At 33.2% G+C, this 25,613-nt stretch carries 27 protein-coding genes; 10 read left to right on the top strand and 17 right to left on the bottom strand.

Features of this window, described 5'->3' with window-relative positions; all coding sequences use genetic code 11:
* Window positions 1–6: 6 nt before the first annotated feature.
* The 3 genes from TD18_RS14255 to tilS are packed head-to-tail and all read right to left on the bottom strand — an operon-like array spanning window position 7 to window position 4,017.
* A complete protein-coding gene (locus TD18_RS14255; protein WP_040253871.1) occupies window positions 7–960 on the bottom strand; it encodes a YheT family hydrolase in 954 nt (317 codons plus the stop codon).
* Between the two features lie 48 nt (window positions 961–1,008).
* Complete coding sequence (gene ade, locus TD18_RS14250; RefSeq protein WP_040253869.1) at window positions 1,009–2,634, bottom strand: adenine deaminase; 1,626 nt, start codon at window positions 2,632–2,634, stop codon at window positions 1,009–1,011.
* 54 nt (window positions 2,635–2,688) lie between these two features.
* Window positions 2,689–4,017, bottom strand: a complete 1,329-nt coding sequence (gene tilS, locus TD18_RS14245; RefSeq protein WP_040253867.1) for a tRNA lysidine(34) synthetase TilS — start codon at window positions 4,015–4,017, stop codon at window positions 2,689–2,691.
* A 120-nt stretch (window positions 4,018–4,137) separates the two neighbouring features.
* Between tilS and TD18_RS14240 the strand changes: the two genes are divergently transcribed.
* A complete protein-coding gene (locus TD18_RS14240) occupies window positions 4,138–4,830 on the top strand; it encodes a hypothetical protein (protein ID WP_040253865.1) in 693 nt (230 codons plus the stop codon).
* Here the strand turns inward: TD18_RS14240 and pabB are convergent.
* Entirely contained in the window at window positions 4,827–6,128 is a 1,302-nt protein-coding gene (gene pabB / locus TD18_RS14235) for an aminodeoxychorismate synthase component I (RefSeq protein WP_040253862.1), read from the bottom strand. The genes TD18_RS14240 and pabB overlap by 4 nt on opposite strands.
* Window positions 6,129–6,214: 86 nt before the next feature.
* Here pabB and TD18_RS14230 point away from each other — a divergent pair, with 86 nt between their 5' ends.
* Window positions 6,215–7,579, top strand: a complete 1,365-nt coding sequence (locus TD18_RS14230; protein WP_241480682.1) for a DEAD/DEAH box helicase — start codon at window positions 6,215–6,217, stop codon at window positions 7,577–7,579.
* 172 nt (window positions 7,580–7,751) lie between these two features.
* On the opposite strand, the gene TD18_RS14225 is transcribed toward TD18_RS14230, so the two are convergent.
* From TD18_RS14225 to TD18_RS14215, 4 genes are all read right to left on the bottom strand, one after another.
* Window positions 7,752–8,579, bottom strand: a complete 828-nt coding sequence (locus TD18_RS14225; protein ID WP_040253859.1) for a mechanosensitive ion channel family protein — start codon at window positions 8,577–8,579, stop codon at window positions 7,752–7,754.
* Between the two features lie 23 nt (window positions 8,580–8,602).
* Window positions 8,603–8,779, bottom strand: a complete 177-nt coding sequence (locus tag TD18_RS17400) for a hypothetical protein (protein WP_162835795.1) — start codon at window positions 8,777–8,779, stop codon at window positions 8,603–8,605.
* On the bottom strand, window positions 8,779–9,351 hold the full coding sequence (locus tag TD18_RS14220) for an RNA polymerase sigma factor (protein WP_040253858.1): 573 nt from the start codon (window positions 9,349–9,351) through the stop codon (window positions 8,779–8,781). The genes TD18_RS17400 and TD18_RS14220 overlap by 1 nt, the downstream gene beginning before the upstream one ends.
* A 178-nt stretch (window positions 9,352–9,529) precedes the next feature.
* Window positions 9,530–9,952: a MotA/TolQ/ExbB proton channel family protein gene (locus tag TD18_RS14215; protein ID WP_040253856.1), complete on the bottom strand. Its 423-nt coding sequence runs from the start codon at window positions 9,950–9,952 to the stop codon at window positions 9,530–9,532.
* Between the two features lie 182 nt (window positions 9,953–10,134).
* Here TD18_RS14215 and TD18_RS14210 point away from each other — a divergent pair, with 182 nt between their 5' ends.
* The 3 genes from TD18_RS14210 (at window position 10,135) to TD18_RS14200 (ending at window position 12,563) form a co-directional block, all read left to right on the top strand.
* Entirely contained in the window at window positions 10,135–11,196 is a 1,062-nt protein-coding gene (locus tag TD18_RS14210) for a sensor histidine kinase (protein ID WP_040253854.1), read from the top strand.
* Window positions 11,189–11,905 carry a LytR/AlgR family response regulator transcription factor gene (locus tag TD18_RS14205; RefSeq protein WP_040253852.1) on the top strand — a complete coding sequence of 239 codons (717 nt, stop codon included), beginning with the start codon at window positions 11,189–11,191 and terminating at the stop codon, window positions 11,903–11,905. Before TD18_RS14210 ends, TD18_RS14205 begins: the two co-directional genes overlap by 8 nt.
* Window positions 11,906–11,972: 67 nt before the next feature.
* Window positions 11,973–12,563, top strand: coding sequence for a hypothetical protein (locus TD18_RS14200; RefSeq protein ID WP_040253849.1), 591 nt, complete (start codon window positions 11,973–11,975; stop codon window positions 12,561–12,563).
* 6 nt (window positions 12,564–12,569) lie between these two features.
* Here TD18_RS14200 and TD18_RS14195 read toward each other — a convergent pair whose 3' ends face one another.
* From TD18_RS14195 to TD18_RS14165, 7 genes are all read right to left on the bottom strand, one after another.
* The gene (locus tag TD18_RS14195) at window positions 12,570–12,977 is read right to left on the bottom strand and encodes a DUF2721 domain-containing protein (RefSeq protein ID WP_040253847.1); all 408 of its coding nucleotides are present in this window, start codon (window positions 12,975–12,977) and stop codon (window positions 12,570–12,572) included.
* Between the two features lie 29 nt (window positions 12,978–13,006).
* The gene (locus TD18_RS16815) at window positions 13,007–13,702 is read right to left on the bottom strand and encodes a DUF6090 family protein (RefSeq protein ID WP_162483192.1); all 696 of its coding nucleotides are present in this window, start codon (window positions 13,700–13,702) and stop codon (window positions 13,007–13,009) included.
* A gap of 31 nt (window positions 13,703–13,733) precedes the next feature.
* On the bottom strand, window positions 13,734–14,474 hold the full coding sequence (locus tag TD18_RS16810; protein WP_052461194.1) for a DUF6090 family protein: 741 nt from the start codon (window positions 14,472–14,474) through the stop codon (window positions 13,734–13,736).
* 178 nt (window positions 14,475–14,652) lie between these two features.
* Window positions 14,653–16,053 (bottom strand): dihydrolipoyl dehydrogenase, encoded by a 1,401-nt coding sequence (lpdA, locus tag TD18_RS14180; RefSeq protein ID WP_040253844.1) that lies wholly within the window; start codon window positions 16,051–16,053, stop codon window positions 14,653–14,655.
* A 230-nt stretch (window positions 16,054–16,283) separates the two neighbouring features.
* Window positions 16,284–17,054 (bottom strand): LuxR C-terminal-related transcriptional regulator, encoded by a 771-nt coding sequence (locus TD18_RS14175; RefSeq protein WP_040253842.1) that lies wholly within the window; start codon window positions 17,052–17,054, stop codon window positions 16,284–16,286.
* A 47-nt stretch (window positions 17,055–17,101) separates the two neighbouring features.
* Window positions 17,102–17,728, bottom strand: coding sequence for a CPBP family intramembrane glutamic endopeptidase (locus TD18_RS14170; RefSeq protein ID WP_040253838.1), 627 nt, complete (start codon window positions 17,726–17,728; stop codon window positions 17,102–17,104).
* A 22-nt stretch (window positions 17,729–17,750) separates the two neighbouring features.
* A complete protein-coding gene (locus tag TD18_RS14165; RefSeq protein WP_040253836.1) occupies window positions 17,751–18,212 on the bottom strand; it encodes an Lrp/AsnC family transcriptional regulator in 462 nt (153 codons plus the stop codon).
* 186 nt (window positions 18,213–18,398) lie between these two features.
* On the opposite strand from TD18_RS14165, the gene TD18_RS14160 reads away from it, so the two are divergent.
* The 5 genes from TD18_RS14160 to TD18_RS14140 all read left to right on the top strand — a co-directional run bounded on the left by TD18_RS14160 (window position 18,399) and on the right by TD18_RS14140 (window position 22,662).
* Window positions 18,399–19,613, top strand: coding sequence for an aminotransferase class I/II-fold pyridoxal phosphate-dependent enzyme (locus TD18_RS14160; protein ID WP_040253833.1), 1,215 nt, complete (start codon window positions 18,399–18,401; stop codon window positions 19,611–19,613).
* Window positions 19,614–19,778: 165 nt separating this feature from the next.
* Window positions 19,779–21,251 carry a Na+/H+ antiporter NhaC gene (nhaC, locus tag TD18_RS14155; RefSeq protein WP_040253831.1) on the top strand — a complete coding sequence of 491 codons (1,473 nt, stop codon included), beginning with the start codon at window positions 19,779–19,781 and terminating at the stop codon, window positions 21,249–21,251.
* A 207-nt stretch (window positions 21,252–21,458) separates the two neighbouring features.
* Window positions 21,459–22,103, top strand: a complete 645-nt coding sequence (locus TD18_RS14150; protein ID WP_040253829.1) for a peroxiredoxin — start codon at window positions 21,459–21,461, stop codon at window positions 22,101–22,103.
* Window positions 22,104–22,109: 6 nt separating this feature from the next.
* The gene (locus TD18_RS14145) at window positions 22,110–22,424 is read left to right on the top strand and encodes a thioredoxin family protein (RefSeq protein WP_040253827.1); all 315 of its coding nucleotides are present in this window, start codon (window positions 22,110–22,112) and stop codon (window positions 22,422–22,424) included.
* Window positions 22,405–22,662: a DUF6952 family protein gene (locus tag TD18_RS14140; RefSeq protein ID WP_040253824.1), complete on the top strand. Its 258-nt coding sequence runs from the start codon at window positions 22,405–22,407 to the stop codon at window positions 22,660–22,662. The genes TD18_RS14145 and TD18_RS14140 overlap by 20 nt, the downstream gene beginning before the upstream one ends.
* Window positions 22,663–22,712: 50 nt before the next feature.
* On the opposite strand, the gene TD18_RS14135 is transcribed toward TD18_RS14140, so the two are convergent.
* Window positions 22,713–23,183, bottom strand: coding sequence for an ankyrin repeat domain-containing protein (locus TD18_RS14135; protein ID WP_040253822.1), 471 nt, complete (start codon window positions 23,181–23,183; stop codon window positions 22,713–22,715).
* Between the two features lie 68 nt (window positions 23,184–23,251).
* Window positions 23,252–25,489, bottom strand: coding sequence for a catalase/peroxidase HPI (katG, locus tag TD18_RS14130; RefSeq protein WP_040253819.1), 2,238 nt, complete (start codon window positions 25,487–25,489; stop codon window positions 23,252–23,254).
* Window positions 25,490–25,613: the final 124 nt, after the last annotated feature.

Here is a 25,613-nt window from a genome sequence, read left to right as displayed (position 1 = left end):
ATGACATTAAAGGTTTAATATAAAGTCTAAAGCGCGCTGTTCATTATAGTAAATATTATTCTTCTGAATAAATCCAACATGACCACCAAATTTTGGCATTTCCAGATACAAATTATCATTGTGCTTTGCTTCTTTTACAGGATAACATTCCGAGGACAAAAAGGAATCGTTAAGGGCATTAATCAGTAAGGTTGGGACTTTGATATTTTTTAAGAATTGTAAGCTACTCGATTGTTCATAATAGTCAAGTGCATCTTTAAATCCGTGAGCTTTTGACGTGTAAACTTCATCAAAATCTTTTAAAGTTTTAATTGAATTAATCTCGGTAACACTAATTCTATCAGGAAATTGAATTATTTTAACTTTCAACTTATCTACCAAATGCTTTTTAAATCGAATGGCAAAAGCTTTATTTTTTGGTTTGTGTAATTCAACTGCTGAACCATTTAAATGAACAGGTACAGAAATGGCAATTGCTGACTTGATCTGCTCTGGAACTTCTCGGTCCTCACCAAGATACTTAAGGGTAATATTTCCACCTAAACTAATGCCTTTTATATAGATTTTAGAATAACCTTGCTTAATACAGTGTTTAACCACGTCATCTAAATCATCTGTAGCTCCAGAATGATAACTATGATAAAACCGATTGTCTTCACCACTACAACCTCTAAAATTCACACAAACTGCATCTACTCCATTTTGATTGAAAAGTTTCGCAGTAGCAGTAACATAAGGACGTTGCGCATGACCTTCTAATCCATGAAGCAAAATCATAACAGCATCAGATTTATCTTGTGTATAACTCCAGTCTAAATCTAAAAAATCAGCATCACGAGTGTTAATGCGTTCACGCTGTTGCCTTAAATTCACTTTTCTAACTAAGCCTGAATACACAGTCGCAATAAATCCATTTTTAAATTGAAAAGGTGGTTTGTAAGTGGACTCTAGGATTGGCATTATTTAATAATGAGTTATGACGTTGTTTGCTGTTAAGTTGATTTCGAATTAGCTGATTTGTAAAGATGTAAATTTAAAGTCTTTTCCGTTAAACAAGCCTTTATCGCTCAACTTTAATGAAGGAATTACCAACAGCGCCATAAACGACAAGGTCATGTAAGGTGCGCGAAGCGTACTTCCTAATTGTTTTGCCATGTCATCCAACTCTGCATAGTGTTTACCAATGGTTACACCATCCTGATCACTCATAATACCAGCCACAGGAAGCGGAACGATTTTTTCTTCGGAAGATGTGACTGCACAAATTCCACCTTTATTTTCAATAATAAGATTCACGGCTTTACAAATAGCCTCATCAGAAACTCCGACAGCAATGATATTATGCGAATCATGACCAACTGAAGATGCAATTGCACCTTGTTTTAATCCGAAATTCTTAATAAATGCCATTGCAGGCTTGTCATCGTTATAACGATTGACGACGGTCATTTTTAAAATATCAGTTTTTGTATTTGACACCAGATTGCCATTTTGAAGTGTTGCTTTTTCAATCAATTCGTTAGTCACCAACTGACCTTCAAGTGCTTCGATAACTCTTATTTGTTTTGCTTCTGAAGATATTCTGAAATCTCCAATAGTCTTCTTGCTAGTATTGAAATTGTTCAGGTTTTCAAAAGCTATAGACTTCAACTTTGAAACGCCATTTTCACTAAGCAATTCGCCATGGATATACGTTTGCAAAACTTGAAAATTCTTCAAATCTTCAACCACAATAAAGTCTGCATCGTCGCCAACGCGCAACAAACCGACATCCAGATTATAATGTTTTACTGGATTAATACAAGCCACCTGAAGCACTTTAAACACATCAATGCCTTTGGCGACTGCACGAGCACACAATGCATTGATATGATTTATAATCAAGTCATCAGGATGCTTATCATCACTACAAAACATCATATCCTCAAAATACTCTGGAAGTAAATCTACTAAAGCCTCAAAATTCTTAGCAGCACTACCTTCTCGAATTAAGACTTTCATCCCTTTTTGAAGTTTTTCCAAACCTTCCTCATATGTAAAACATTCATGATCGGTTGAAATGCCTGCTTTGATGTATTTTGTAATATCATCTCCTACAACTCCAGGCGCATGACCATCCACGGGCTTATCATAGTGTTTTGCCCAAGCTATTTTTTTAAGAATGTCTTCGTCATCAAATAAAACACCAGGATAATTCATCATCTCAGCTAAGTATTTAATTTCCGGATTAGCCATTAACATTTTAATATCATCAGAATCTATAATAGCTCCTGCGGATTCAAAAGATGTTGCAGGTACACAAGAAGGTGCTCCAAAATTGAATTTAAAAGGTGTTTGCTTTCCGTTTTCAATCATAAACTCCACTCCTTTCACTCCCAACACATTGGCTATTTCATGAGGATCTGATACTGTAGCAACTGTACCATGGTTGACAGCAATTCTGGCAAACTCACTTGGAACCAACATAGAACTTTCAATGTGAATATGCGCATCAACAAATCCAGGAAGAATGTAGTTATTCACGTTATGATCTTTCTCTTCAACAGATTTAATTTTGCCATTTTCAATAGTAAGCACTCCTTTGAAAATTCGCTTGTTTTGAATATCAACTATTTGTCCAAGTAATTTTTGCATTATGTAATTATGTGTTTTTAGATTCTTAGGTCACTCCTTCCGCTGAATGACAACTTAATTTAATTTTATTCGTAACATATGCGTTGTAGATTCGGTTACTTTAAATCGTTCATCTGCTCGCATTCCAATCACCCAAACTATCTTGTCATTTGAAGTCAGTAACCAGATGTTTTCTTTATCTACAATAGACAATTTCTCGTCTTTGAAATATTTACTAAGCTTCTTTTTTCCTGTCATTCCTGAAGGATGAAACAGGTCACCATCTTTCCATCGTCGCAATTGTAACGGAAAAACTAATTGATTTTTATCTACATAAATAGACATTTTTGAGGGTTTGGAAACGCCTTCAGCTTCATCGAATAATAAAGTGCCTATTGGTGTTTTAACTTTAATGTCAGATTCGTTGATGAGGATAGATTCTTCGCTTACACTTCGGTTGCGCTCATGGTGACATAAATCAGTTAAAATCAAATGTGTTCGGTCTTTTATTAAGCGATGTGTTTTAGACAACACTTGTTTTCCAGATTGCGCATCTAACAAGCCCACAACGTCGTTCCATTCGGTAAACCCGTAAGCTTTAAACATCTCAAATAAATATGCTTTGGGATTATTCACCTTTTTAAATTCTGAAATTTTAAACCCAATATGATGCTCATCAATAGATTCGATAGCACGTTTTGCAACAGCATTTAGGCTTTCCTCAACAATATCTGAAGTATCGTTGAGATGCTCTAGTGTCTTTTTAAAATTCTGAAGCAAGTCTGGATTTGCAGCTTTGAAGGCAGGAATCACATGATGTCTTAATTTGTTCCGAAGGTATTTATCAGAAATATTACTACTATCCTCACGCCAATTTAAGCCATTACTTTTAGCATATTCCTCTAATTGTTCTCTCGAGAATGGCAACAATGGTCTGACAATATTATCATTGATTTCAGGAATCCCAGTGAGTCCGTTTAGACCTGTGCCTCGAGATAAATTAATTAAAAAGGTTTCCAGATTATCATCCGCGTGATGCGCTGTTAAAACATAATCGAAGTTTAAGTTTTTAGCCAAATCAAAAAACCACTGATATCGCAGTTCACGAGCAGCCATTTGAATAGACAGCTTTTCAATTTCAGCAAATGTTTCCGTGTCAAAATATTCAACAAAAACCTCCAAATCTAAAGTGTCGCCTAACTCTAATACGAAATTTTCATCTGCATCGCTTTCCTTTCCACGTAATTTGAAATTACAATGTGCTAAAGCAAAATTCAATTTTAATTCATGACATAACTGTGTCAACACCACACTGTCCAGACCTCCAGAAACTGCAATAAGAAGTTTACTATTCTCTAGAAATTTGAGATTAGATTTGATATGATTATGGAATGCTTCAATCATGGTTCAAATATACAACTTTGCTTTACTTAAAAACCCAAACAATTTGATGGCTAATGACATTTATCATATTTAAATTCTGAGATATAGATTACATTTAATTCAACATTAAAATTGAGAGCCATGAAAACTTTAAATGACATTCAAAACAAATCGAGCCAAAATGAATTTGATAAAAAGGTGCTTTCTGCTTCACAACATCTGCATACCTACATTAAGCATCGCCTATATATTGCGGAATCAACAGGAATTTTACCTAAAAATATGTATACTTCAACCGATCTGATAGATACAAGTATTTTAAAGCTATATGAATCTGGCTATAATGTTGACGATGAAGCTCTTGCTATTAAACTTAAACTCTTTTCGTATGCTGATCGTGAATTAGATACCATTTTTAAAAACGAAGACTTTCATAAAAACACGATTAGTACAAGCGACATTTTAGAGGAAGAATTAGACGGATTGGATGAGCAATTCTCTGTTGATGCTGATTTAGACTTGATCATGCAAGAAGATTTTGATGATATTTCTTATGCCCAAAGTCGCAAGCATAAGCATTTGTTTTTATACACAGACAGTAACAGTAATTTATTAGATGCGTTTAACATTCAAGACATTAGCCTAAAAAATACACCAAAAGTTATTGGCGGTTTTTATAGTTGGGTACCAACACAAATTGCAAATATTGTGGATTTACATGTTTTTGGAAAACTCAACTTTGAAGAGATTTCTAAAATCAAGCATATTGAAGTTACGAGATTAGAACGCATTTTCAAGGCAATACAACAAAGCTTCAGGAGAAATTTGGGTTAATTTTCAAGAACCTCTCGCATGGCTTTCGCTTTCAGCAAGCATTCCTCATACTCTTTGAGTGGATCACTCTTTGCTGTTATTGCGCCTCCAACTGAATACGACACATATTGCTCTGAAGCATTGTACAAAATACTTCGAATCACCACGTTAAAATCGAAATCGCTTTCTGGTGTAAAATAACCCACAGCTCCAGAATACAAGCCACGTTTGGTTTCCTCTAATTCTTCAATGATTCGCATAGCAGAAATTTTTGGAGCACCTGTCATACTTCCCATAGGAAAGGTTGTTTTAATCACATCAACGGGATGCATGGTATCATCGATTTCTGAAGTGACTGTAGAAATCATTTGATGCACTTGTTTAAAAGAATATACCTCACAAAGTTCTTCAACTTTCACACTGCCTTTGGTTGCTGTTTTAGACAAATCGTTTCGTACTAAATCGACTATCATCACATTTTCACTACGCTCTTTAGAGTCTTCGGAAAGCCCTTTTTTAAGCTGAAAATCTTCGTCTTTGTGTAGCGAACGTTTCGCTGTCCCTTTAATAGGTTGTGAAATAATTTTATTGCCTTCTTTCTTAATATAGCGCTCTGGTGATGCCGAAAGCAAATATTTATCGTATAACCGAATAAAGGTTGCAAAAGGAGGTTTAGAAATCTTATTAAGTTTGTTATAAATTTCAAAGGGATGAATCGATGTCTGTTCGGCATAAAACTCCTGACAAAAATTAGCTTCATAAATATCACCTCGATGAATGTGATTCAACATGGTATGGACTTTCTGAAAATACTCGTCTTTATGAATTCTGAGTTTAATTTTGATCGTCTGGTCTTCGGAAGACTTCTCAGTTGTGCTCGATGAGACTGCAGATGTAATAGTTTGCAAATCATCTTCAACTTCGTCAGCAACAAAATTCAAGTATTGTATTTCTAAGGTATTTCCTTTTAGCAGAAATAGCTTTTTAGGCTGAAAAAAACACAATTCAGGGAATTGTAGTCCATCAAAATTTTTCGACGTTAGGGCTTCAACATCATTTTTTAAGTCGTAAGACAAATAGCCAAACAACCAATCTTTAGTACTGGTTTGATAAGTTTTTAATTGTTCAAATGCATCGTGATAGTCGGTTTGAATACTGGTAAAGGCTTCTACTGCCAATACAGCATCGTAGTTAGCATAACTGTGCTTATAATGGTTAGAATCTAACCAAACAATTTCTTCAAATTTCTGACTCCAAAGTAGTAGTTGATTTTTAAAGATTTCCGGGTTAGAAATATGTACAGATGTAAGACGTCTCAATGCATTTCAGATGAATCACAAAAATACTGAATTAAAGCCATGCAGAACAAGTCTGTTTTTCCAAAGTAAAAAATTACCTTTGCATTATGGAAAACGATGCCATCTCTTTTGAAGATTTAAATTTAAATACACCTTTATACAATGCACTAAACGACTTAGGCTTTGTAAAACCTACACCTATTCAAGCGGAAGCTTTTAATCTTGTAGCTTCAGGAAAAGATGTCGTAGGAATTGCGCAAACAGGTACAGGTAAAACATTTGCCTATATGCTGCCTATTTTACGACATTTAAAGTATTCTACTCAAGAAAATCCAAGAGTATTAATTTTAGTACCAACCAGAGAACTTGTTGTTCAGGTTGTAGATGAAATTGAAAAACTAGCAGCTTACATTAATGTTAGAGTTTTAGGGGTTTATGGAGGCACCAATATTAATACACAAAAACAGGCTGTTGCTCAAGGACAAGATATCATTGTAGCCACTCCTGGTCGTTTATTTGATCTCGCAGTAAGTCATGTATTGCAATTGAAGAGCATTCAAAAACTGGTGATTGATGAAGTTGATGTCATGTTAGATTTAGGTTTCAGGCATCAATTATTAAATATTTTTGACATTTTACCAGAGCGTCGTCAAAATATAATGTTTTCGGCAACTATGACCGAAGATGTTGATGAATTGATTACGGATTTCTTTATCAATCCAGAACGTGTGACCATAGCTGTTTCGGGAACACCACTTCATAATATTGAACAACGACGCTATGATGTTGCCAATTTTCACACGAAGACAAATTTATTAGAACACTTGCTTCAAGACACCGAAATTTATCATAAAGTTTTGGTATTTGTTGCCTTCAAAAGGCTTGCAGATTTACTCTATGATGAGTTAGAGGAACGTTTTCCTGGTCAATCTTGCGTAATTCATTCAAATAAAACTCAAAATTACAGGCTACGTAGTATTGAACAATTTAGAGCAGGTGACAATCGGGTTTTGATTGCTACCGACGTTATGGCTCGTGGATTAGACATTGAAAATATTAGTCATGTGATTAATTTTGACACACCTAAATTTCCAGAAAATTACATGCATCGAATTGGAAGAACAGGACGTGCAGAGCAACAAGGACAAGCCCTTACGTTCTCTACTGAAAAGGAACAAGAAGCCATTGAAACGATTCAGGAGTATATGGACATGACTATTACTTTAATTCCATTTCCTGAAAACGTTGAAATTTCTAAGCAATTGATTGAAGAAGAGCGTCCGCAAATTAGAGAACGAAACAATCCAACAAAACGCACAGAAGATGCAGTAGGACCTGCTTTTCATGAGAAGAAAGACAAAAACAAAAAGGAAAATTTAGGAGGTTCTTACAAATTTAAAATTGCTTCAAAATACAAAAAGCCTAAAACCAGAGGCGATAAAAATTACAACAAGCGAAACAAAAGGAAGTAGTTGTTAGTTGTCAGTTGTTAGTTGTTAGTTGTTAGTTGTTAGTTGTTAGTTGTTAGTTGTTAGTTGTTAAAAACAATAAAAAATCCCTTTTCAAATTAATGAAAAGGGAAGCGAAAGATCGTCAAATTGCTATGGTCATATAATTATGCTAACCTTTAACCCTAAATTATACTTAGTCCATAACTTTTATCTGATTCTCCACGATATCTTTAATAGGCACTATAAGTTTACCATCTGAATTTTTCAGAACTACAGAAATGTTACTTATCGATTCAACTTCATAAACTTTATTTTCAAATTCTATCTTTTTACCAACTTCATAAGTTTTTCTCGTGTAAAACGTTCGTAATAAATCGGCAACAACTTCTCTAGCTCCCAACCCAAATGCCAGTGCAAAAGACAATAAAAAAGCCGCAAGAATCATAGTAAGATTACTTGTAATTATCTCTGTATCAACACCTGCCTGATTTAAAGCTGTAATTGAAATAAAAATAATTAGCAAGAAAAACACAACTTGACTAATCATTTTTCCACCAGATAAATCCATAGACTCAAAGAAGGATTTGAGTGCATTTTTTACAAAGTTTGCAAATAACAAACCAAGTGTAAATATGATGAGTGCTACAAACAGTTGTGGCAGATACCCTAAGAAATTACTGATTTGCTCAGATATAATTTTGAGGTTTAAAATATCTGAAACAACTATAAGTAACATGATATAAATCACCCATTTCACAAATGTTGATACGATTTTTACAGTATCAAAATTGAGTTTTTTACCCTCAATGATTTCAATCTCATTAAGTTTATCATCCAGTTTATTTGCTTTGGCAAGTTTTAGGGCCTTTTTAATTAGTCTAACCACAATTTTTGTGATTAACCAACCTATTACCAAAACTACCAGAGCTCCAATAATACTTGGAAAAATCTTTGTTATCTCAAGCCACATAGCAGTGAGAGACTCTGTGGCTATGTCTTTGTATTCTGTTACTTTATCCATGATGTGATGATTATATTAATAGCTTATTTTTTTGGTCTTTTACTCATTACTGTTTCAATAACATCGCCAAGATTATAAGAGAATAATTCGGCTAACTCCATCAATAACTTTGCAATAGCAATATCATTCATGACCTTGGATTTCAGTTCTGGCGGAACTGATCTCAATGGCTTATCTATGTCTTTAAAAGGATTTTCCATTACACAAGGTTATCACTATAAACAGTTAACAATTTATCCTTAGCACGTTTAATTCGCATCTTAACCGCACTTTCTCCAATATCTAAAACACTTTCAATCTCCTTAATTGAGAGATTATCCTGATATTTTAGCAACAGTATCATTTTTTCATCAGGCGAAACGAGTTCTAGGGCTTGTTTGAGTTTATCTAAACGCATCTCATTAAATCCCTCGTCGTTTGGCTCTTCAGAAATATTTTCTATATCTGTATAATCTACAGACTGCTTTTCAAATTTTTTAGCTGTATTACGGGTTACATAATTTACACAATGATTATAAGTAAAAGCATACAACCATGTTGAAAACTTAGATTTCCCTTTAAAACTTGCCAGCTTCACAAATAGTTTTAAAAACACATCTTGTGTTAAGTCCTTCGCTTCATCTTCATCCTTAGCAAATCCATAGCATTTATTATACACCAAATGTGCAAATCGATCGTACAATACTTCGAACAGCAGAGTGTCATTGTTTTTTACAATGTTACTCACCAGCTCCTCGTCAGATAGCTTATTAATTTTTTCTAAGGGTTCCAAAAAATGTTGGATTGATTATAAAAGGTTATTATTAAGACACACACATTTAGATTTAGTCACATATTTTATTAAAGTATTTAAATTTATGAAAAATATACAGGAGAATAATCAATTTTAACCACAAAAAAAGTGAGCCTGATGACATGGACTCACTTAAAAAAAATGGGATTACAATATACTACTCGATTTTTGATTCCGACGATAAAAAAGACCTTAAAATTAAAATTCCGATACGCGCTACTACAAACGTAAAAAGTCCGAAAGTTGCCGTTAACAATGACACTCTCAATCCTCCAGCAAAAATAGCAGGATCAGGTTCACCTAGGGCTTGAACAGAATCAAATGCGGAAATCAATCCTAAAACCGATCCTAAAAAACCCATGACCAATCCAAGTAAACTAGAATCGGCAGCCAATTTTAGTAGCTTTGCCGATTTTTCTGAAGCTTTATTAATCTTAGAGAAACCCAACACTAGAAATGCAATTGACACTAATAAACAAATTAATATTAGTGACATAAATAATGGTCCGCCATCCATAAATATATTCATGAATACAGAAAGGTTGATTAAGCTTTTGATAGTAAAAGTAAGTGTTATCATAATTTTAAATTTAGTTAAACATAGTCAAACTTATACCTAACTTGCGTTTCTTTTTTTTTATTGCGACCAATAACCATTTTAAAACCTGATTTAACCAGTCGGTCGAAAAGCATACTAAATTGGTTGTTCATCTCAAAATCGTTTCATTCAGAAAAAAAATAGACTATTATTGTAATATCGTTATGTTTACAAAAGCGTTTATACTAAAAAAAATAGGACAAATCCTGTTACACCTCCTCTTCTGGATTGTTGTTTTATTTTTCTTTACTAACTTTTTTGGAGTAGAAAAAGCAACTTATGAAGACACTCTTAAGTTCTCTCTGTTTTTAATGCCAATAACTATTGCAACAACATATGTAGCAAGTTATAAATTGATTCCAGACTATCTTATTACCAAACAGTATTGGCGTTTTGCGCTCTACACTAGCTATACCTTAATCATTTCTTTGTATCTCTTGTTTGTTTCTATTTTTTTTAGTCTGATTTACATTTCAAATTTTGAATATGCAGACATGAATCCACTGACTAAAAATGTGCTCTTTATCACCACAGCTGTTTATCTTGTTGTTATTGTTGTTAGTGCCTTCAAGTTGTTAAAATTAAATCTAAAACAATCAAAAAATAACGCTGAATTGGAGGCGAAAATCTTAGAAGCGCAGCTGAAATTAAAGGAACAAGAACTCCATTATTTAAAAATGCAGATTCATCCGCATTTCTTATTTAACACACTCAATACCATGTATGGTTTTGCTTTGAAAAAAGCAGATGATACGCCAGATATGATTCTTAAACTATCTAATCTATTAGACTATCTTTTGTACCAAACAGAGAAACCTTCCGTTTTACTTTCAGAAGAAATTGCCCATATTCAAGATTATATCGATTTAGAAAAAATGCGTTTTAATGACACCCTTGATGTGAGTTTTCATATTGATATCCCATCAGAATCTGTCACCATTGCTCCAATGTTATTACTTCCATTTATTGAAAATAGTTTTAAACACGGAAGCCTTATTGATCGACAACTTAAAATCGACATTCAATTGTCTGCTCATTCACATATGATCGATTTCAGAATAGAAAATTCAAACTCAGAAAATACTGAACAGCAACATGGTATTGGATTAGATAACATAAAAAAGCGTTTAGAATTGCTATATCCTAATCAGTATCACCTTGAGATTATGAATCAAAACGACAAATTTTCGGTACAACTACAATTACACATCAGCAATCATGACTAAAAGCCAAACCATTTCTTGTTTAATTGTCGATGATGAAGCTATTGCCAGAGAAATTATTGCTACACATTTATCAAAAATTAAAAATACTCATGTAGTTGCGAGTTGCAGTAATGCGATGGAAGCTTTTAACCATATCAGTAATCAAACCATTGATTTGGTGTTTTTAGACATTAACATGCCTCATATTTCTGGAATATCTTTTGCAAAATCAATAAATTCAAACATTAAGGTCATTTTCACAACCGCTTATAGAGATTATGCTGTAGAAGGATTTGAGCTCAAAGCTGTTGATTATTTATTAAAACCAATTTCATTGGAAAGACTTCAAAAAGCAATTCATACTTATTTCGAAATTTATGGAGAAAAAGAACCTTTAGTAAATGCTATAAATGAAAGTTCTGACTTCTTTTTTGTGCGTTCAGAACGTAAAATGATTAAGATTGATTTTAATGATATTATCTATATTGAAAGCTATAGTGATTACTTAAAAATACATTTAAATCACATGACTATCATCACGAGAGAAACCATCAGTTCTATTGAAGCAAAGCTTCCGAAGTCACTATTTTTAAGGATTCATAGATCATATATTATTGCTATATCTGCTATTACATCTTTTACTAATGAACACATTACCATTCATAATAATGCCTTACCTATAAGTAGAACCTACAAAAAAACGGTCTTAAGTTTTTTAGAAAAGTTTTAAATCATTCAATAAATTCAATAAAACTACGTTGGATTAATAATTATTATTTTTGTTGAAAACCTGCTTAATGGAAGATTATTTACGCAACACCATTCCGAATTTAAAGCCTTTTGATTACAATCGCCATCACGATTCGCATTTTATCAATCAGCAATGGGTTTTAGTGAATGGAATTTCTAAAAAAAAGTCCGTTTACACATTCAAGGAAGATAACATACTTGAAATATCCAGAAAGTCTTCAGTAATAGAAACCTCCTGGACCTTAAGTATTAATAACATATTTTCTATTGAAACTGAAGATGGACTTATCGTAGTAAAAGCCTATTTTAAAGATGACGATGTATTGGTTTTAAACCATCAGAATAAAAAAGAATTTGCACTTTTTATCAACACGACAAACTACACAGAAGATTTAAACAGTATTGAAGATGTAAAAATTTATCTAAGAGAAAAATACAAACAGAAAGTCTCTGATTTAATTTATGGCCATGAGTTTTATTATATTGAAAAATCTAAAGAATTCGGACCATTTACGGTTGAAGAACTATCTGCAAAAGTAAGAGACGATAAAATTAGCGTCTATTGTTTTGTAAGAGACATCAACGAAGATGATTATAGCAATCGACTACGAATTTATGATTTGATAAAAGAATTATAATCGAAATTAGTTCTTTTTCAAATGGCTTTCGATATCACTCAAATGAAGACTTAATGCTTTCGCTGAAATTTGTATTTCCTTTATTAATAAAGCCAAAGACACGATAAGAAGTATTAGCGCACAACCAAAAACCCAAACAGCTAACACATCGAAATTAATGTAAATCAAGAACATAGTTAACACGCATAATAACAAACTTGTTATTCCAAAAATTTGCATCCAACGCGTTAGATTAAGTCTTAATCTTAAATTCTTGATTTGCTCGATAAGAGATTCATCCATTTGCTCCAAATATTTATCATGTAGATTTCTGATGACAGCAGCATAAGCTAAAAACCGATTGGTATATGCTAACATGATTAATGAGATTGCCGAAAACAAAAGTGCTGGAGTTGTGAGTGTAAGTTCGTTCATTAATTGATTATTTTATATATCTAGAGTAATTAATTGTTGGCATTAGTCTTAGAAAGTTCGATAATTTGATCTAGTGTTTCTTGTACTTTTTTTAATTCTCCACTACTTTCTAAAATTTGCTCCATCAAATCAAATCTGCCTTTAACCATGTACTCAAATTCTAAAGTTTGTAACGCTTGAAAATTATTTCGTTCGTCTTTAAAATTAAAATTCCAATCAAAATGTTTAGACATATAAGGATCGTATTGGTCCCAAATATGACTTCTTGAAAGCAATTCTTCTTCTTGATAATCGGTTACTAAATCATTCCAAGAAATCAAAAAATCACGTAAGGTATCATTTTTAATAATATCGAAAGAAGCTGTACTTTCAAGTGCATTGATACTCGTTTGCGACGGATTAAAAGTAATGCCTCCATAAGACCACCACAAATGATGTGATAAAGAATCTAAAACTTCAGGCTCTGGTTTCGAAGTAATTGGAAATAAACTGATTATTTTATGACAGCTTTCATAAACAGTTCTATGTTCACCAATAACCGAATCTAATTGTTTTCTATTTTGTATAAACTCCCTATGAATATCGGCTAAAATTGCTGTTTCCTTGCTAGAATTTAACCTATTTTGGTTCCAGTTGTTAATTTGAAGCGCAATGAGAATACCTATGACTACGAGGATTATTTCACCGATAGCATATTTGAAATACTTAGATGTTTTGTTTTCCATAATTAGATTTTGACGAATTTTACGGAAGAATTTAATCATTAGCAATTTCCATTTCTATCAGTTTTACAATTTTATGACCTTTAGCTCTTAAACTATCATATACCTCAAAATATTCTTCATCAGCGACACGTTGCATGATGCCTAACATTTTAGAATTCTTATAGATAAGTTCTAGAGTTATTTGCAATTCCTCTTTTGTAATTTGTCTATGCTCCATTTTAAAGAATCTTGAAACTTTATCGAAATCCTCATCAAACAAACCCACTTCCAGACGCTCTATAAAATTATTTAAACTCGTCTCACTTTCATGGATTTCTTCAAAATAAGCATAATAATCAAAAATAGCATCTTCAATTGCAGAACCTTGCAAATTAGCAATAAAACCTGAGTTTTTTAATGCATCGAAAGCTGCTGTATTCACATTTAAATATTGTTCTCCAACAACAGGAGCCATTCTACTTACCAGACTTAAAGACATTGAATCTTTAAGCATACATTTCATATAATCTTTTCCGGCACGATTGTGTTGAATTCTAATACTTTTTATCTGATTGATTTCCGTAGTGTCTGATTGAATGTTTTTACTGATACTTTTTAAATACCCATGAAGTTGATTGTTGGTTTTTCGAGTTTCATTCCAGTTATTTATTTGAAGCGCTATAAGAATACCTATGACTACAAGGATTATTTCACCAATGGCATATTTAAAATATGTAGACGTTTTATTTTCCTTTATCAGGTTTTGACGAATTTTACGAAAAAACTTAATCATTCACTTTGGTTAGCAAGCAAATTAAGTTGAAGGTAGTTGTTGAGGCTGAATAATTATGTACATAAAGATATTAAATTGTTCTAGAATGTTCTATTTAAAATAAAAAAAGCAAACTCATTGAGTTTGCTTATATATAAATTAGATTCCTCGACGATGCTCAGAATGACATTCTTTTCTATTACACATGTAGTGCTCTATCCTCAGTTGCCGCTAAAGCAGCTTCTTTAACAGCTTCTGCAAATGTTGGATGAGCATGTGACATACGTGAAATATCTTCGGCAGATGCTCTGTATTCCATAGCGACAACAGCTTCAGCAATTAAATCGGCACAACGTGCACCAATCATATGCACACCTAAAACCTCATCAGTTGTTTTATCGGCTAATATTTTCACAAAACCGTCAAGATCACCACTAGCTCTTGCTCTTCCTAAAGCTCTAAATGGAAATTGTCCAACCTTATACTCTACTCCAGCGTCTTTTAATTCTTCTTCAGTTTTACCAACAGCAGCAACTTCTGGCCAAGTATAAACTACTCCGGGAATTAAGTTATAATCGATATGTGGTTTTTGTCCAGCAAGAATTTCAGCAACAAAGACACCTTCCTCTTCAGCTTTATGAGCGAGCATGGCACCTTTAATGACATCACCAATGGCATAGATATTTGGCACATTAGTTTGTAAGTGCTCATTAACTTCAACTTGACCTCTATCATTAAGCTTCACTCCTGCAGCTTCCGCATTAAGTCCGTCAGTATAAGGACGTCGTCCAACAGAGACTAAGCAGTAATCGCCTTTAAACTCAACAACCTCACCTTTTTTATTTTCGGCTTTTACGATAACATCGTCTCCTGTACGTTCAACAGACTGCACTTTATGAGACATCATCATGTTGCATTTCGCCTTTTTAAAGACTTTATTCAACTCTTTAGATAAACCAGCATCCATAGTAGGCAGAATTCTATCCATATATTCAACAACCGTAATTTCAGCTCCTAAACGTCTGTATACTTGTCCGAGCTCCAATCCAATAACGCCTCCACCGATGATGATCATATGCTTCGGAATTTCTTTCAATTTTAACGCTTCAGTAGATGTGATCACGCGTTCTTTATCTAAGGTAATAAATGGTAAGTTTGAAGGTTTAGATCCTGTCGCTATAATGATGTTTTTCGCTTCAATCTCTCCAGCATCTTTACCTTCTATTTTGATATGTGTTGCGTTTTTAAAACTTCCTAAGCCTTCAAAAACATCAATATTATTTTTCTTCATTAAAAAATCGATGCCTCCTGTCGTTTGATCGACAACCGCTTGTTTACGAGCAACCATTTTTTCTAGGTTCACTTTGATATCACCAGGAATTTCTATGCCATGCTCTTCAAAATGTTTTGTAGCTTCTTCATAATGATGAGAAGATGACAACATGGCTTTACTAGGAATACAACCAACATTTAAACATGTTCCACCAAGTGTAGAATATTTCTCGATTATTGCTGTTTTCATGCCTAATTGCGCACATCGAATGGCTGCTACATATCCACCAGGACCAGAACCTATTATTGCTACATCGTAAGATTTCATAAAGTATTTTTTTATCGATTTTTAATTCAAATACAAAAATACAATTTTGATTAATGAATTACTAGTAATTTTAAGTGTTTACACAAGCGCAAAAAAAAGCCCATTCCTTTTAGATTTTCATAAAAAACCTAATCTGAATGAGCGTATTTTTCCCTCTTGAATTAATAACAGTTCAAAATTCTGTTTTTTATTTAATTCAAGCAATACTCAATTTGAGTAATTGTAACACATCATAAAAAATGTTGATTCGTTTTAAGCATTCCTATAAGTTCTCCTGTGGAGGAGACATTAAGTTTTTTGAGAATATTTCTTCTATGTGTATCAACAGTATGCGGACTTATGCTCAACTTTTCTGAAATAATTTTACTAGAATGATTTAATAAAAGTAGCCTAATAACATCACGTTCTCTGTTGCTAATACCATCATTTAGTAGTTTTTGAGAAAAATTGTTATAATAAATTGTTTCGTATTCATTTTGAGCATTTAGCAATTTAGCTGATGCTGTTATTTTCATTTTAATGCTTGAATCTAATACAGTATAATGTGCTAATCCAATAATTGGTTTCCCTTCTGAATCGAACATCAAAGGTGTGGTATTTTGAATAATATTCACATAAATACCATTCTTATTTTTTAATCTGAAATTCCATGTGTAATTTGCTCTATCTCGATCTGTAAGCTGAATATTACCCATAGTAAATTCCATAAGTTGATTTAGTGCAGCAAGCCAACCTTCGATATCTTCAGGGTGTATTCTTGACCAAAAGTAACCCATACCCTTAATGCTCATCTCTTTAGAATCTAGTCCTAAACATGCATTAAAATTCTTACTAATATATTCAAACCTTAAATCTTGAGTGTTTGTGATACAGAAAAACGTAGAACTATAAGGTAAAAACTTATCCAGTTCTATAAATTTTTTAATATGTTCTTCAAGTAACGGACTTTCATAAGACTCAAATATAGATTTATAAAAATCTTTAATTCGATGGTATTTCATAGTGGTATTCAACTGTAATTAGAGCACTATAAAAATACACGTTTTTTTTAACTAGGAAAACCAAGCATTTCTCCCATTCCAACGGTAAATAACCAACAGCCATAAATAGCATGTTCAATGGATACCAAAAGGGTTGATTTTGTTTTTTTGAACGTAAAAGCGAATAAGATTCCTCCAATGAATGTCATCATCATAACTAATCCATTTCTGAAGAATATGTGCGCTAGTGAAAATACTGTCGCATTGATAAATAAGAATAAAACGTCACTTTTGAAAAGCAATTGATACCGCTGAAAAAAGAACGTTCTAAAAATAAGCTCTTGTGGATAAACCGAAAGAGAACTATAAATCACAATCAAAGCTAACCATTTTAGAGGCTTGTTGGCTACAATTATAAACAAGTTGTCTCTATCAATAAACCACATGTATAATATAGTTAGAATGACAATTCCTATAAACTGAACAGAAATTCGCTTAAAAAAAGTTTTCCAATTCAAGTTTGGAGTGATTTTAAATCTGTTTTTTTCAATTCTTAGGAGTACAAACACAACATAAAGAAATCCAAAACAACCAATACTCATTTTAATCCACAAAGCATATGGAATTGCAAAACTTAGAGGAATTAACACAAAAAGAATAAAAAACTCTGTTAGTTTATAGCATGTAGATTGCATTTGTTAAAGATATAATAATCGTTTACATTTTAATAGCTGTGGTGTGTTTTACCTCGTTTATCATAAATGCGCTGTGTGTACTCCCAATATGACTAATCGTTGTTAGTTTTTTTACCATAAATTCACGGAACTCATCCATATCTGCAACAATAACCTTAAGCAGGTAATCATAATCACCACTAATGTGATAACATTCTAACACTTCATCAAGTTTAGTGACCTGTTTTTCAAAATCAATGACATAATCTTTACTGTGTTGCACAAGTTTGATACTGCAAAACGTCACAAAATTTTTATGCACTTTTTTTTTATCAAGAAGAGCGACATGTTTGGAAATAATACCGCCACGTTCTAACTTTTTAATACGTTCATATACTGCAGTTACCGACAAATTTAATTTATGAGAAAGCTCTTTATTAGTTTGCTTACTATCCTTTTGAAGGAAATGCAGTAATTTTTTATCGATTGGATCTAATTGTATCATTTTGAAAAATTTTCAGTTTTATAATTTGAATGTCAATAAGCAAAACAAAAACATCCACAAATATACTTATTAGTAGATTTATTTTCTAATTATAAAACCAACTATTGATATATTATCTATAAATATTGATATTTGATGTGATATAAACTAAGCTTAACCATATTTAGCTAACAAAATCTAAAACTAATGGCCTTTAAACCAGCAAATAACATTCAGGACTTGCAATATTTTGGAGAATTCGGAGGTGTAAACCCGTCTATTTCAGATTCATCAACCTATACTTTTTTATCAGCAAAAACCATGTTTGACACCTTTGAAGGCAATGCCGATGGCTGTTATTTATACTCACGCCATTCCTCGCCATCAAATTTATATCTAGGCGAAGCGTTAGCTGCCATGGAAGGTACTGAAACTGCAAATGTATCAGCGTCTGGAATGGGTGCAATTACACCAACATTAATGCAACTTTGTGACGCAGGTGATCATATTGTATCGAGCAGAACCATTTATGGAGGAACGTATGCCTTTTTGAAAAACTTTACACCTCGATTTAATATTGAAACCTCATTTGTTGATATCACTAAGCTAGATGTTGTTGAAGCATCCATTACAAAAAATACAAAAGTCATATTTTGCGAATCGGTTAGTAATCCGTTACTGGAAGTAGCAGATATTAAAGGTTTGGCAGAGATAGCCAAAAGACACAATATTACACTGGTCGTTGATAATACCTTCTCTCCATTGTCAATTTCACCTGCGAAATTGGGTGCTGACATCGTCATTCACAGCTTAACAAAATTTATCAATGGCTCAAGCGATACTGTTGGTGGAGTCGTTTGTGGTACTCAAGAATTTATCGATGCGCTTAGAAATGTAAATGATGGTGCTTCTATGCTTTTAGGTTCAACAATGGATAGCTTAAGATCTGCTTCCGTATTAAAGAATTTAAGAACCTTACATATTCGCATGCAGCAGCACAGTTTGAATGCTTCTTATTTAGCTGAAAAATTTGAACAAGATGGTTTAAAAACCGTATATCCAGGATTAGCATCTCATCCTTCTCATGATTTATTTAAATCGATGATGAATGAAAAATACGGATTTGGAGGCATGCTCACCATTGATGTTGGAAGCTTAGATAAAGCCAACGAATTAATGGAGATGATGCAAAAGAAAAATTTAGGATATCTCGCTGTGAGTTTAGGATTTTATAAAACCTTATTCTCTGCTCCTGGAAGTTCTACATCTTCTGAAATTCCTGAGGAAGAACAAGAAGCCATGGGATTAAGTGATGGTCTAATTCGTTTTTCTATTGGTTTAGATGCCGATATTGAACGTACATATCAAATGATGCGTGAGTGCATGGAATCTTTAAATATTCTTAAAGCTGAAATGGTTTAGAGGATTTATTTTCAATTAAAGAAAGCCTTTTGAAATGATATTCAAAAGGCTTTCTTATATACATTTCATTCAGAATTCAAACAATTATATAGCATAAACACACCACTAATTCAATTTGCAATTCCCTTGACAAAATCGTAACATTACAAAACTAAAGCCTAATCAATGCAAGACGACGATAACATTTCTAAATTTAAAGCAGATAAACAAGACATTGTAAAAAACAAAGAGCTCAATATTTATGAAGCGCTTATTCCTGTTGTCATTTTAATGGGTTTATTAGCTTATAATATCTTTTTTGTTGATGGTCAAGAATGGTTAGGAGGTTATACAAACCAGCTCATATTATTAATGGGTGGCTTTGTAGCAATGATTGGTGGATTAATGAATAAAGTTCCTCTAAAACTTATGGTTAAAGAGGTTTGGGAAAATATAAAAAGTATAATTGTTCCTATAATAATTTTATTACTTGTAGGTGCTTTAGCAGGCACTTGGTTGGTGAGTGGTGTGATTCCTGCAATGGTTTATTATGGATTACAAGTGTTAAGTCCAGAAATATTTTTACCAGCTTCTGTAGTAATTGCAGCAGTTATTTCAATAGCAACAGGAAGTTCCTGGACGACTTCAGCAACTGTAGGTATTGCTTTAGTTGGCATAGGAACAGCTTTAGGAATTCATCCAGGAATGATTGCTGGAGCAGTGATTTCAGGGGCTTATTTTGGTGATAAAATGTCACCTCTAAGTGACACCACAAACCTTGCTCCTGCTATGGCTGGAACAGATTTGTTTACCCATATTAGATACATGACCATTACAACAGTACCAACAATATTAATCACACTAATTGTTTTTGCCGTTATTAGTATGAATATCGATACAACTGGAAGTGCAGATATAAGTAACTTATTAAACACAATCAATAATACATTCAATATTTCACCATGGTTATTTTTAGTTCCTGCTGCTGTAATTGCTTTGATACTTTTAAAAACGAAACCTTTAATTGCACTTGGCACAGGTGTTGTATTGGCAGGAATTTTTTCCTTTATTTTTCAACCCGATATTTTAAATAATCTTTCTGAATCAAAATTTGGAGCTATTATTAATTCTATTCTTACTGACACTGCAATTGAAACAGATAATGAAAAACTCAATGATTTATTTTCAGCTGGAGGAATGAATGGTATGCTTTGGACCATCTACCTTATCCTTTGCGCCATGGTTTTTGGTGGTATCATGGATGCCATTGGAGCTCTTGCAAGAATCACTCAAGCCTTATTGTCTGTGGCAACTACAATTTTCGGGTTGTTTTTTAGCACAGTGGTTAGTTGCCTCGGTTTGAATGCGATAGCTTCAGATCAATACCTTGCGCTTGTTATACCTGGCAAAATGTTTAAAAAAGCCTATGAAGACAGAGGTTTAGCACCTGAAAATTTAAGTAGAACTCTTGAAGACTCAGGAACAGTAACTTCAGTCTTAATCCCTTGGAACACCTGTGGTGCTTATCAATCTGGGGTTTTAGGTGTCCCTGTAGTTGATTATTTCTTCTATGCCATATTTAATTGGTTAAGTCCATTTATGACACTTATATTTGCAGCCTTTTCAATTAAAATAAAACAATTAGTAAAGAAAGGATAAGCAATTACTCACCTATTTACCCCCTTCTTTATCAAGTTGATATTCTACACTATAAATAACTATGAATTTAATAATAAATCAGAACTAATTTTAAGTCCATATTTAAATACTATTAACTTATAATATTATATTATTTATATCTATTGAAACACATTGTCGAAGTCGCTAAATTTGTATCATAATTAATAAACTTTAAAATATATAAATATGGCATTAGTAGGAAAACAATTTCCAGATTTAAGTGTAAACGCAATGAATGACATGGGTGACACTTTTAAAATCAACGTTCTTGAGGAGGCAAAAAACAACAATAAAAAAGTACTTTTATTTTGGTATCCAAAAGACTTCACATTTGTTTGCCCAACGGAGTTACACGCATTCCAAGCAGCTTTAGGTGAATTTGAAAAAAGAAATACCATCGTGATAGGTGCTTCTTGCGATACTGCTGAAGTTCATTTTGCATGGTTAAGTACAAAAAAAGATAATGGTGGTATAGAAGGTGTAACATATCCTCTTTTAGCAGATTCAAACAGAAACCTAGCCTCAACTTTAGGTATTTTAGATATTACTAATGAAACCTATAATGAAGAAACAGGTGTAGTTACTGTAGAAGGAGATAACGTTACCTATAGAGCTACTTATATTCTTGATGAAGAAGGTACTATTCAACACGAAAGTATTAACAATATGCCTCTCGGAAGAAATGTTAATGAATATTTAAGAATTATTGATGCTTTAACTCATGTACAGGAAAAAGGAGAAGTTTGTCCTGCAAACTGGGAAGAAGGCAAAGATGCTATGCAAGCAAATGCTAAAGGTACAGCTGAGTATTTAAAAGCACACTTAAACTAAAAAAATATGGTTAAAGAATTAGACCAAGACAATTTATCACAATTAATTGCAGATCGCAAAACTGTTGTTGTACAGTACTCTGCGAGTTGGTGTGGTAACTGTAGAATAATGAAACCTAAGTTCAAGAAATTAGCTTCAGAAAATGAGGACATCACTTTTATAATAGCCGATGCAGAGAAATTTCCTGAATCCAGAACACTTGCAACGGTTGACAATTTACCAACTTTTGCTACTTTTAAAAACGGAACTTTCGTAAACCAGACTCAAACAAATAAGTTTGATGTTTTAAAAGATTTAGTTAATGAAGTTACCAATAATTAAACATCTAAATCAGTTTATTGAAGATAACGATGAAGATTTCGTAATTGAAACTATTGAAACTTTAGAGAACTTAACTGAAGTTCCTTCGTTAAAAGATGAAGAACTTGACGTAATAGGAGAATTAATTTCTAATTTGTATGGTGCTCTTGAAGTCCATAAAATGGTTCAAACCGGAACTCCAAAAAAAGAAGCTCTAAACACATTCATGCAACGGGTTTTAGGTTCAATCGACAATTAGAAAGTTTTCAAATTTAAAAAAAGCCACTTTTAAAATAAAGTGGCTTTTTTTTATGCTAACAACTGAATAATACTAGTCACACCCTTTTCCAAGGCATAATCTCTGGCTGTTTTACCTTTATTATCTTTTATAGAACAGTCTGCTCCTTTTTGTAAAAGAATTTTGATGATATCTTCTTGATTATACATAGCTGCAAAAATAAGAGGTGTAGTGCCAAGATTATTTTGAGCATTGATATTGGCTCCATATTTTAGTAACATATTTGCCAAAGTGGTGTTCCCTTTAAATGAAACACCAATTAGAGCTGTATTACCTGCACTGTCTTTAGCTTCTAGGTTAGCATGATTTTTCAATAAGAGCTGCGTTGCATATTCATTATCAAAATAAGAAGCAAAAATTAGAGGTGTAAAACCACGGCTATCCTCGCTATTCACTATATGTGGATTATCTAGAATAAGTGTCTGAAGATTTTCAGTGTTATTACTACGAATAGCATCAAATAATTGTTCTACTTCTGTCATGAATAATCTCAAAATTAAAGAAGGAATGAAACTTAACACTCCATTCCTTCAGTGCCATCTAACCTTTATTATTTTAAATCATAGCGATCTAAATTCATAACTTTCACCCAAGCTTTAGCGAAATCATTTACAAATTTTTGCTCAGCATCATTAGCGCCATAAACTTCGCATATAGCTCGTAATTCTGAATTGGATCCAAAAATTAAATCGGCTCTTGTTCCTTTAAATTTAACTTCTCCAGTTCTTCTATTGGTGCCTTCAAAAAATCTGTCATCTTCACTTGTGGCTTTCCAAGTATAAGTGAAATCTAAAATATTTTTAAAGAAATCATTCGATAACGTTTCTTTATTATCAGTAAAAACTCCATTCGAAGAATCATCATAATTAGCTCCTAACATTCGCAATCCACCAACTAAAACTGTCATTTCAGGTACAGACAATGTTAGTAAATTAGCACGATCTACTAATAAATCTTCAGCTGCAATGTGCAAATCAGATTTCATATAATTTCTAAAACCATCTGCTAGTGGTTCTAAATAATTAAAAGCTTCAATATCTGTTTGCTCTTGTGTTGCATCACCTCTACCTTGAGAAAAATCTAAATGCAAATCATATCCTGCGTTTTTTGCTGCCTTTTCAACTCCTACGTTACCAGCCAGAACAATTAAATCTGCGATGGATACTTCGCCTTTAAATTCGCTTTTAATATTTTCATAAACATTCAGAACCTTAGTCAGTTCTTTAGGATTATTTACTTCCCAACTTCTTTGAGGTTCTAATCGCAAACGTCCTCCGTTAGCTCCTCCACGTTTATCAGATCCTCTAAATGTAGATGCCGACGCCCAAGCTGTTTTAACCATTTGAGAAACGGTAAGCCCTGAATCTAGAATCATATTTTTTAAATTCGCTAAATCTGCATCACTTAGCTTGTAATTAACTTTAGGAATCGGATCCTGCCAAAGTAATTCAACTTCTGGTACTTCTGGCCCCAAATAACGATCAATTGGTCCCATATCACGATGTGTTAATTTGTACCAAGCTCGGGCAAAAGCATCTTCAAAAGCTTTATGATCTTTATGAAAACGTTTTGATATTTCTAAATAATCTGGATCTACTTTTAAAGCAATATCAGCAGTAGTCATCATCAAAGCCTGTTTCCCATTTGGATCTCCTGCTTTGGGTGCCATTCTAGCATTAGATGCTGCAGTCGGCGTCCATTGATGAGCTCCTGCAGGACTCTTAGTCAATTCCCAATCGTAGTTCAATAATACATCAAAATAATCATGATCCCATTGTGTCGGATTCGGTGTCCATGCACCTTCAATTCCACTCGTAATTGTATCATCGAGAACACCTGATTTGAAAGTATTTTTCCATCCTGTACTCATTTCTTCAATAGATGCACCATGAGGTTCAGCTCCTACAAATTTATTAGGATCTGCCGCTCCGTGAGCTTTTCCAAAAGTGTGACCTCCTGCTATTAAAGCTACAGTTTCCTCATCATTCATTGCCATTCGACCAAAAGTTTCTCTAACATCTTTAGCAGAACCCATCGGATCAGGCTTTCCGTTTGGACCTTCAGGATTCACATAAATCCATCCCATCATTACTGCCGCAAGAGGATTCTCTAATTCACCATCTTCATAGCGCGCCTCATTTGCTCCCCATTGCGTTTCACTTCCCCAATAAACATCTTGTTCAGGTTCCCAAATATCTTCTCTGCCTCCTGCAAAACCGAAAGTCTTAAAGCCCATAGACTCTAAAGCACAATTTCCCGCCAATATCATTAAATCTGCCCAAGAAATACTTCGTCCGTATTTTTGCTTTATTGGCCATAATAGCAACCTTGCCTTATCTAAATTTCCATTATCTGGCCAACTATTAATAGGTGCAAATCTTTGATTTCCACCACCTGCTCCTCCTCGACCATCACCTATTCGATATGTACCTGCACTATGCCAGGCCATTCTTATCATGAATCCTCCATAGTGACCGTAATCTGCAGGCCACCAATCTTGAGAATCTGTCATCATATTTAAAACATCTTGCTTTAAAGCCTTATAATCTAACTTTTTAAAAGCTTCAGCGTAGTTAAAATCTTCTCCCATTGGATCAGATTGAGGCGCATGTTGACGTAAAATATTTAATTTAAGTTCATTAGGCCACCAGTCGCGATTTTTAACACCACCTCCAGCAGTTACTTTATTGGTTCCTCCAAAAAACGGACAATTGGCTATACTTTCATTAAGCTCAAAATTTTCACCGTTTGGATTTCTATCGGCATGCGGATTCATTTTATTTTCCATAATAACTACGATTAATTTAATTTATAATGTTCTAAAATTAAAACATTTGTATCCTAATTCAAATGAAAACCATATTTTAATATCTTATGTTCAAATAGATATAATTTATCAAAACTAAAAAATC

Source organism: Psychroserpens mesophilus (assembly GCF_000826645.1).
Classification (GTDB): domain Bacteria; phylum Bacteroidota; class Bacteroidia; order Flavobacteriales; family Flavobacteriaceae; genus Psychroserpens; species Psychroserpens mesophilus.
Note: the sequence above shows the minus strand (reverse complement) of the source record. Positions and strands in the feature narration are given on the sequence as shown.

What these genes read in the sequence shown, in the direction of transcription:
- TD18_RS17400 (WP_162835795.1), bottom strand. Translation starts at nt 8,779, where the DNA reads ATGGAAAATCCTTTTAAAGACATAGATAAGCCATTGAGATCAGTTCCG.
- lpdA (WP_040253844.1), bottom strand. Translation starts at nt 16,053, where the DNA reads ATGAAATCTTACGATGTAGCAATAATAGGTTCTGGTCCTGGTGGATAT.
- TD18_RS16815 (WP_162483192.1), bottom strand. Translation starts at nt 13,702, where the DNA reads ATGGAAAACAAAACATCTAAGTATTTCAAATATGCTATCGGTGAAATA.
- katG (WP_040253819.1), bottom strand. Translation starts at nt 25,489, where the DNA reads ATGGAAAATAAAATGAATCCGCATGCCGATAGAAATCCAAACGGTGAA.
- TD18_RS14200 (WP_040253849.1), top strand. Translation starts at nt 11,973, where the DNA reads ATGGAAGATTATTTACGCAACACCATTCCGAATTTAAAGCCTTTTGAT.
- TD18_RS14140 (WP_040253824.1), top strand. Translation starts at nt 22,405, where the DNA reads ATGAAGTTACCAATAATTAAACATCTAAATCAGTTTATTGAAGATAAC.
- TD18_RS14255 (WP_040253871.1), bottom strand. Translation starts at nt 960, where the DNA reads ATGCCAATCCTAGAGTCCACTTACAAACCACCTTTTCAATTTAAAAAT.
- TD18_RS14135 (WP_040253822.1), bottom strand. Translation starts at nt 23,183, where the DNA reads ATGACAGAAGTAGAACAATTATTTGATGCTATTCGTAGTAATAACACT.
- TD18_RS14165 (WP_040253836.1), bottom strand. Translation starts at nt 18,212, where the DNA reads ATGATACAATTAGATCCAATCGATAAAAAATTACTGCATTTCCTTCAA.
- ade (WP_040253869.1), bottom strand. Translation starts at nt 2,634, where the DNA reads ATGCAAAAATTACTTGGACAAATAGTTGATATTCAAAACAAGCGAATT.
- TD18_RS14145 (WP_040253827.1), top strand. Translation starts at nt 22,110, where the DNA reads ATGGTTAAAGAATTAGACCAAGACAATTTATCACAATTAATTGCAGAT.
- TD18_RS14175 (WP_040253842.1), bottom strand. Translation starts at nt 17,054, where the DNA reads ATGAAATACCATCGAATTAAAGATTTTTATAAATCTATATTTGAGTCT.
- TD18_RS14215 (WP_040253856.1), bottom strand. Translation starts at nt 9,952, where the DNA reads ATGATAACACTTACTTTTACTATCAAAAGCTTAATCAACCTTTCTGTA.
- TD18_RS14150 (WP_040253829.1), top strand. Translation starts at nt 21,459, where the DNA reads ATGGCATTAGTAGGAAAACAATTTCCAGATTTAAGTGTAAACGCAATG.
- nhaC (WP_040253831.1), top strand. Translation starts at nt 19,779, where the DNA reads ATGCAAGACGACGATAACATTTCTAAATTTAAAGCAGATAAACAAGAC.
- tilS (WP_040253867.1), bottom strand. Translation starts at nt 4,017, where the DNA reads ATGATTGAAGCATTCCATAATCATATCAAATCTAATCTCAAATTTCTA.
- TD18_RS16810 (WP_052461194.1), bottom strand. Translation starts at nt 14,474, where the DNA reads ATGATTAAGTTTTTTCGTAAAATTCGTCAAAACCTGATAAAGGAAAAT.
- TD18_RS14230 (WP_241480682.1), top strand. Translation starts at nt 6,215, where the DNA reads ATGGAAAACGATGCCATCTCTTTTGAAGATTTAAATTTAAATACACCT.
- TD18_RS14210 (WP_040253854.1), top strand. Translation starts at nt 10,135, where the DNA reads ATGTTTACAAAAGCGTTTATACTAAAAAAAATAGGACAAATCCTGTTA.
- TD18_RS14195 (WP_040253847.1), bottom strand. Translation starts at nt 12,977, where the DNA reads ATGAACGAACTTACACTCACAACTCCAGCACTTTTGTTTTCGGCAATC.
- TD18_RS14225 (WP_040253859.1), bottom strand. Translation starts at nt 8,579, where the DNA reads ATGGATAAAGTAACAGAATACAAAGACATAGCCACAGAGTCTCTCACT.
- TD18_RS14205 (WP_040253852.1), top strand. Translation starts at nt 11,189, where the DNA reads ATGACTAAAAGCCAAACCATTTCTTGTTTAATTGTCGATGATGAAGCT.
- TD18_RS14240 (WP_040253865.1), top strand. Translation starts at nt 4,138, where the DNA reads ATGAAAACTTTAAATGACATTCAAAACAAATCGAGCCAAAATGAATTT.
- TD18_RS14160 (WP_040253833.1), top strand. Translation starts at nt 18,399, where the DNA reads ATGGCCTTTAAACCAGCAAATAACATTCAGGACTTGCAATATTTTGGA.
- TD18_RS14170 (WP_040253838.1), bottom strand. Translation starts at nt 17,728, where the DNA reads ATGCAATCTACATGCTATAAACTAACAGAGTTTTTTATTCTTTTTGTG.